Source organism: Cellulosimicrobium cellulans (assembly GCF_001722485.1).
GTDB classification, from domain to species: domain Bacteria; phylum Actinomycetota; class Actinomycetes; order Actinomycetales; family Cellulomonadaceae; genus Cellulosimicrobium; species Cellulosimicrobium cellulans_A.
This window is the reverse complement of the sequence record NZ_LWGL01000185.1, coordinates 1-5,802: the sequence shown is the minus strand read 5'-3', so window position 1 is coordinate 5,802 and position 5,802 is coordinate 1. Positions and strand designations below refer to the sequence as shown.

The 5,802-nt window shown below is 74.5% G+C and carries 6 protein-coding genes; 3 read left to right on the top strand and 3 right to left on the bottom strand.

Features of this window, described 5'->3' with window-relative positions:
- The coding region (locus JZ5iCDA_RS15020; RefSeq protein WP_139123147.1) for a ribonuclease D at positions 1-790 on the bottom strand (790 nt) is incomplete at its 3' end.
- Positions 787-1,380, bottom strand: coding sequence for a DUF3000 domain-containing protein (locus JZ5iCDA_RS15015; RefSeq protein WP_253182115.1), 594 nt, complete (start codon positions 1,378-1,380; stop codon positions 787-789). The genes JZ5iCDA_RS15015 and JZ5iCDA_RS15020, both read right to left, overlap by 4 nt.
- Before the next feature lie 299 nt (positions 1,381-1,679).
- On the opposite strand from JZ5iCDA_RS15015, the gene gndA reads away from it, so the two are divergent.
- From gndA to JZ5iCDA_RS15000, 3 genes are read left to right on the top strand one after another with little or no spacing between them, the layout of a single operon-like run.
- Positions 1,680-3,125 (top strand): NADP-dependent phosphogluconate dehydrogenase, encoded by a 1,446-nt coding sequence (gene gndA, locus JZ5iCDA_RS15010; RefSeq protein ID WP_069387886.1) that lies wholly within the window; start codon positions 1,680-1,682, stop codon positions 3,123-3,125.
- Complete coding sequence (locus JZ5iCDA_RS15005) at positions 3,122-4,390, top strand: carboxylate--amine ligase (protein WP_083260055.1); 1,269 nt, start codon at positions 3,122-3,124, stop codon at positions 4,388-4,390. Before gndA ends, JZ5iCDA_RS15005 begins: the two co-directional genes overlap by 4 nt.
- Complete coding sequence (locus tag JZ5iCDA_RS15000; RefSeq protein ID WP_069387885.1) at positions 4,383-5,138, top strand: aspartate/glutamate racemase family protein; 756 nt, start codon at positions 4,383-4,385, stop codon at positions 5,136-5,138. Before JZ5iCDA_RS15005 ends, JZ5iCDA_RS15000 begins: the two co-directional genes overlap by 8 nt.
- Positions 5,139-5,160: 22 nt before the next feature.
- Here JZ5iCDA_RS15000 and JZ5iCDA_RS14995 read toward each other — a convergent pair whose 3' ends face one another.
- Entirely contained in the window at positions 5,161-5,646 is a 486-nt protein-coding gene (locus JZ5iCDA_RS14995) for a hypothetical protein (protein WP_069387884.1), read from the bottom strand.
- Positions 5,647-5,802 lie beyond the last annotated feature (156 nt).

Genomic DNA, 5,802 nt, shown 5'->3' with positions numbered 1-5,802 from the left:
GGCGGCGCGCGTTGGCGTCGCGCGCCTCCCAGAGGCTGCGCACGACGGCGAGCCGCCGCGCGTCGCGCAGGGTGTGCGAGCCCGACGTGCGCCGCCACGGGTCGACGCGCGGGGCGGGCGGCGGCGCCGTGCGCACCGCCTCGAACTCCTCGGCGGCCCAGGCCGCCTTGCCCGCCTCCTCGAGCCGCGCCGCGAGCCCCTCGCGCAGCGGCAGGAGCACCTCGACGTCGAGCGCGGCGTACCGCAGCCACTCGGCGGGCAGAGGGCGCGTGGACCAGTCGACCGCGGAGTGCTCCTTCGCGAGGCCGAGCCCGAGCACGTCCGCGACCACGGCCGCGAGGCCGACGCGCTCCATGCCGAGCAGGCGCGCGGCGAGCTCCGTGTCGAACACGCGCGCGGGCACGACGCCGTGCTCCGCGAGACCGGGCAGGTCCTGGGACGCGGCGTGCAGCACCCACTCGGCGTCCCCGATTGCGGCGCGCAGCGGGGACAGGTCGGGCAGTGCGACGGGGTCGATCAGCGCGGTGCCGGCGCCCTCGCGGCGCACCTGCACGAGGTAGGTGCGCTGGCCGTAGCGGTACCCGGACGCGCGCTCGGCGTCGGCGGCGACGGGACCGGTCGCCGCGGCGAACGCCTCGATGACGCGGTCGAACGCCGCCGGCGTGTCCACGACGGGGGAGAGCCCGTCCGCCGGCTCCGTGAGCGGGACGACGGGCGCGGGCGCGGCGTCCTCGGGCGTCTCGGCGGGCCGGTCGGCAGGCGGCGGGAGGGGTGGTGCGGCCGAGCTCATGGGACCACGGTATTGCGTGGCGCCGCGAGGGGCGTCACGCCGTCCGTCAGGGGCGGCAGGCCCGCGGCCGTGCACATCAGCTCCGCCCACGCCGCGAGGTGCGGGCCGAGGTCCGAGGCCGCGGGCGTCCACGACGCGCGCAGCTCGAGCTCGAGGTCGTCCGGGCGGTCCGCGAGAGCGCCGAAGCTCTGCGACAGCACGCGCGAGACGGTGCCGCTCTCGGTGTGCGCGTCCGCGCCGGTCTCCTGCAGCGCGTCCGTGAGCCAGGTCCAGGCGACCTCGGCGAAGATCGCGTCGGTCGCCATCTCGGGCTCGAGCGTCGCGCGGACGAGCGTGACCACGCGGAAGCGGCCCCGCCACGTCTCCTGGCCCTCGGGGTCGTACAGCACGACGAACCGTCCCGACGCGAGCTCGGGCTCGTCGTCGCCGAGACCGGCGACGTGGCCGGTCAGTGCGGCGGAGAACGGCGCGACGCGGCGCGGGGCGGGCACCTCGTGGAGGGCCACCTCGGGGCGCACGCGCCGGGCGCCGAGCGTGTCGAGCGCCGCGCGGAGCTCCGCGGGGGCGTCGATCCCGTGAGCGGTGATCACCGCAGCACACTACGATCCGGTCGGCGCGCGCGAGGGCGTGACGCGCGGGTGTGCAATCGAATCGTGACCGGTCGTACGTCGCCCGCCTCGTGGGTCGCACGGCCGGTCCCGCGCGGGCCGCCCGCATGCTGGCCCCGTCGGGGCCCGAGGCGGCCGGGGGACTAGGCTGTCCCGCGTATCCGCCCCGTACCGAGGCACCCCGCGCGGCTGCCTGCGCCCGGCGGCGTCCGCACGTGCCGAGCCGTCGGCGCGCAGCGCGTCGGCGAGCCGGTACCGATCACCGAGGAGCAGCGAAGCAGATGGCAGCACGTGCACAGATCGGCGTGACCGGACTCGCGGTCATGGGTCGCAACCTGGCCCGCAACTTCGCCCGTCACGGCTACACGGTCGCGGTGCACAACCGCTCCTACGCCAAGACCGAGTCGCTCGTCGCCGAGGCGGGGCACGAGGGCGACTTCGTGCCGTCGGAGTCGATGGAGGACTTCGTCGCCTCCCTCGAGCGCCCCCGCAAGGTCGTGATCATGGTCAAGGCCGGCCCGGCGACGGACGCGGTCATCGACGAGCTCGTGCCCCTCCTGGAGGAGGGCGACATCGTCGTCGACGCCGGCAACGCCCACTTCCCGGACACGATCCGTCGCGAGAACGCGCTGCGTGCCAAGGGCCTGCACTTCGTCGGCACCGGCGTGTCCGGCGGCGAGGAGGGCGCGCTCAACGGCCCGTCGATCATGCCGGGCGGCACGCGAGAGTCCTACGAGAGCCTCGGCCCGATCCTCGAGGACATCTCGGCCAAGGTCGACGGCGTCCCGTGCTGCACGTACGTCGGCCCCGAGGGCGCCGGCCACTTCGTCAAGATGGTGCACAACGGCATCGAGTACGCCGACATGCAGCTCATCGCCGAGGCGTACGACCTGCTCAAGCAGGGCCTCGGCGCGTCGGCCGCGGAGATCGGCAAGATCTTCGAGGAGTGGAACACGGGCGACCTCGAGTCGTTCCTCATCGAGATCACCGCCGACGTCCTGCAGCACGTCGACGCCGAGACCGGCCAGGCGTTCGTCGACGTCGTGCTCGACCGGGCGGAGCAGAAGGGCACCGGCCGCTGGACCGTGCAGAACGGTCTCGACCTCGGCGTGCCGATCACCGGCATCGCGGAGGCGACGTTCGCGCGCGCCCTGTCGGGCTCGGTCCCGCAGCGCGAGGCAGGGCGCGCGGCGCTGCCGGCGGACGCGCAGGCGTGGGAGATCACCGACCGCGACGCGTTCGTCGAGGACGTGCGGCTCGCGCTGTACGCGTCGAAGGTCGTCGCGTACTCGCAGGGCTTCGACCAGATCGCGGCCGCCTCCGCCGAGTACGGCTGGGACATCGACCGCGGCGCGATGGCGCGCATCTGGCGCGGCGGCTGCATCATCCGCGCGCGCTTCCTCAACCGGATCACCGAGGCGTACGAGCGCAACGTCCAGCTGCCGCTGCTCCTCGCCGACGAGTACTTCACCGGCGCGGTCGGCAACGGCCTCTCCGCGTGGCGCCGCGTCGTCGCGCAGGCCGCGCTCAACGGCGTCCCGACGCCCGCGTTCGCGTCCTCGCTCGCGTACTACGACGGCGTGCGGGCCGAGCGCCTGCCCGCCGCGCTCATCCAGGCGCAGCGCGACTTCTTCGGTGCGCACACCTACCGCCGCGTCGACAAGCCCGGCGTGTTCCACACCGAGTGGTCGCGCGACCGGAGCGAGACGCGCGAAGGCGACGCGTGAGCGGACGCGTCGTGCGCCCGGCGGTCGTCCACCCGGTCATCCTGGGTGGCGACGCCGGCGCGTACAGCCTCGCGCGCGCGTTCCACGAGGCGTACGGGGTCCGCAGCACCGTCGTGACCATCGTCTCGACGCGCAACGTGCGGTACTCGACCATCCTCACCAACGTCGTCGAGCCGCGTCTCGACGACCCGGACGTCATGGTCGCCACGATCCGCGACATCGCCGCGCGCGCGAAGGCGCCGGTCATGGTCGTGACGTGCACCGACTGGTACGTCCGCGCGCTCGCCGAGCACCGCGCGAAGATCGAGGACGTCGCGGTCGTGCCGTACACGACGACGGACCTGCTCGACCGCGTGATGGACAAGCAGCGGTTCTCCGAGCTGTGCCTGGAGCTCGGCGTGCCGCACCCGCGCACGGTGGTGCGCCGCGGCGGCGACCCGGTCGGCGACCTCGACCTGCGCTTCCCGATCATCGCGAAGCCGGGCGACAACGTCGCGTGGCACCACACGCAGTTCGCGGGCAAGCGCAAGGTGCACGAGCTCGCCGACCGCGCCCAGCTCGAGTGGCTGCTGCGCGCGGCGGGGGACGCGGGCTACCGCAAGCCGTTCATCGTCCAGGAGTTCGTGCCCGGCAACGACTCCCAGATGCGCATCATGACGACGTTCTCGGACTCGCGCGGCCAGGTGCGCATGGCGCACGGCGGGCACGTGCTGATCGAGGAGCACACGCCGGGGACGCTCGGGAACCCGGCCGCGATCCTCACGGGACCGCTGCCGCAGATCGAGGCCGACGCGCGCCGGCTCGTCGAGCACCTGGGCTGGACCGGGTTCGCCAACTTCGACATCAAGGTGGACCCGCGCGACGGCCGCGGGTACTTCTTCGAGCTCAACCCGCGCACCGGGCGCTCGAACTTCTACCTCACGGCGAGCGGCATCAACCCGGCCATGTACTGGGTCGGGGAGCACCTGCAGGGCGGGCGCGTGCCCGACCCGCGGCGCGTCCCGGTGCTGTACCGCATCGTCCCCGGGTTCCTGCTGCGCCGCTACGTGCGCGCGGCGGGCGACCCGGCCGTGTCGGCGCGGCTGCGCAAGGTCAGGCGCGTCGGGCACCCGCTGAAGTACCGCGGCGACCGGGCCTGGCGGCGCGACCTGTGGGTACGGCTGTCGGAGCTGCGCCAGGTGCGCAAGTTCGCGCAGTTCTACCCCGTCTCCGCGTTCCGGGCGGCCGCGTACCGCGGAGCGCCGCAGGGCGACGCGCGTGGCTGAGCCCGCTGCGGGCGCCGGCACGCAGGAGGACGTCGGCGAGCGGGCCCCGGTCGGGGTGATCGGCGGCGTGGGCCCGCTCGCGACGGCGTACTTCCTGCAGCTCGTGGTGTCCCTCACGGACGCCGAGCGCGACCAGGACCACCTCGACATGGTGGTGCTCAACCACGCCACGATCCCGGACCGCACGGCGTTCGTGCTCGGCCGGTCCGACGAGGACCCGGGTCCGGTGCTCGCGCGCGACGCACGGCGCCTCGAGGCGTTCGGCGTCTCGTTCCTCGTCATGCCGTGCAACACGGCGCACTACTTCACGCAGCAGGTGCTCGACGCGGTGCGCGTGCCGTTCGTGTCGATCATCGACACGACGGTCGCCGCCGCGGGCGAGCGCGTCGCCGGGCTGACGACCGTCGGCCTGCTCGCGACCGCCGGGACCGCCGCCTCGGGCGTCTACCAGGACGCCTTCGCGGCGCACGGGGTCGAGACCCTCGTGCCCGACGACGCCGACCAGGCGGTCGTCTCGCGGATCATCTACGAGCAGGTGAAGGCGGGGCGCCCGGTCGACCTCGAGGCGCTGCGAGGCGTCACCGCGCGCCTCGTCGAGCGGGGTGCGTCGGTCGTGATCCTCGGGTGCACCGAGCTCTCCGTGGTCGCCGTCGACCACGGCCTGCTCGCCGACCCGCTGTACCTCGACTCGATGGACCAGCTCGCGCGCGCGACGATCCGCCGCGCGGGGCACCGCGTGCGGGACTGACCCGCCGCGCGGGGCGGCGGGCTCAGCCGAGCTCGCTGGTCCCCGAGTACAGGTGGAGCACCGGCACGTGCAGCTCGTCGCGGGCGCGCGAGGCCCAGTCGGTGTGGAAGGTGTCCTCGACGGCGTGCGGGTACGTCACGACGACGACCTCCCGGACGTCGCCCGCCGCCACGGCCTTGCGCAGCGCGGGCAGCGGGTCGTCGTCCGTGACGGACCCGTCGGCGTCCCGGCCCGCCGCGCGCAGCTCCGCGACGCTGCGCTCGAGCTGCTCGGCGGCCGTCGCCGTGGCCTGCGCGCGCGTCGGCTCGCGCCCGACCACCTCGTCCCACGCCGCCTTGAGCTCGCCGACGCTCAGGTGGTCGATGATCCCCGTCAGGACGTTGCGCTCCGTGTCCGCGGGCACCAGGACGCGGTAGGCGAGGGTCTCACCCTCGTGGAGCGACAGGATGTGCTGGACGTCGGCCGGGTTCAGGGTGTCCTCGGTGAGGACGAGGATGGTGTCGGTCACGCCGGTCAGCCTATCGGCAGTGACCAGCGCGCGAGAGTCGTGCCGCCGGGGGTGCCGTCCGGCGCGCGCGGGGCGTGCAGCAGGTGCACGAGGCGCGCGTCCCGGGGCAGCGCGACGCCGGCGCGGGGCTCTGCGGGGGCGCCCGCGACGATGCGG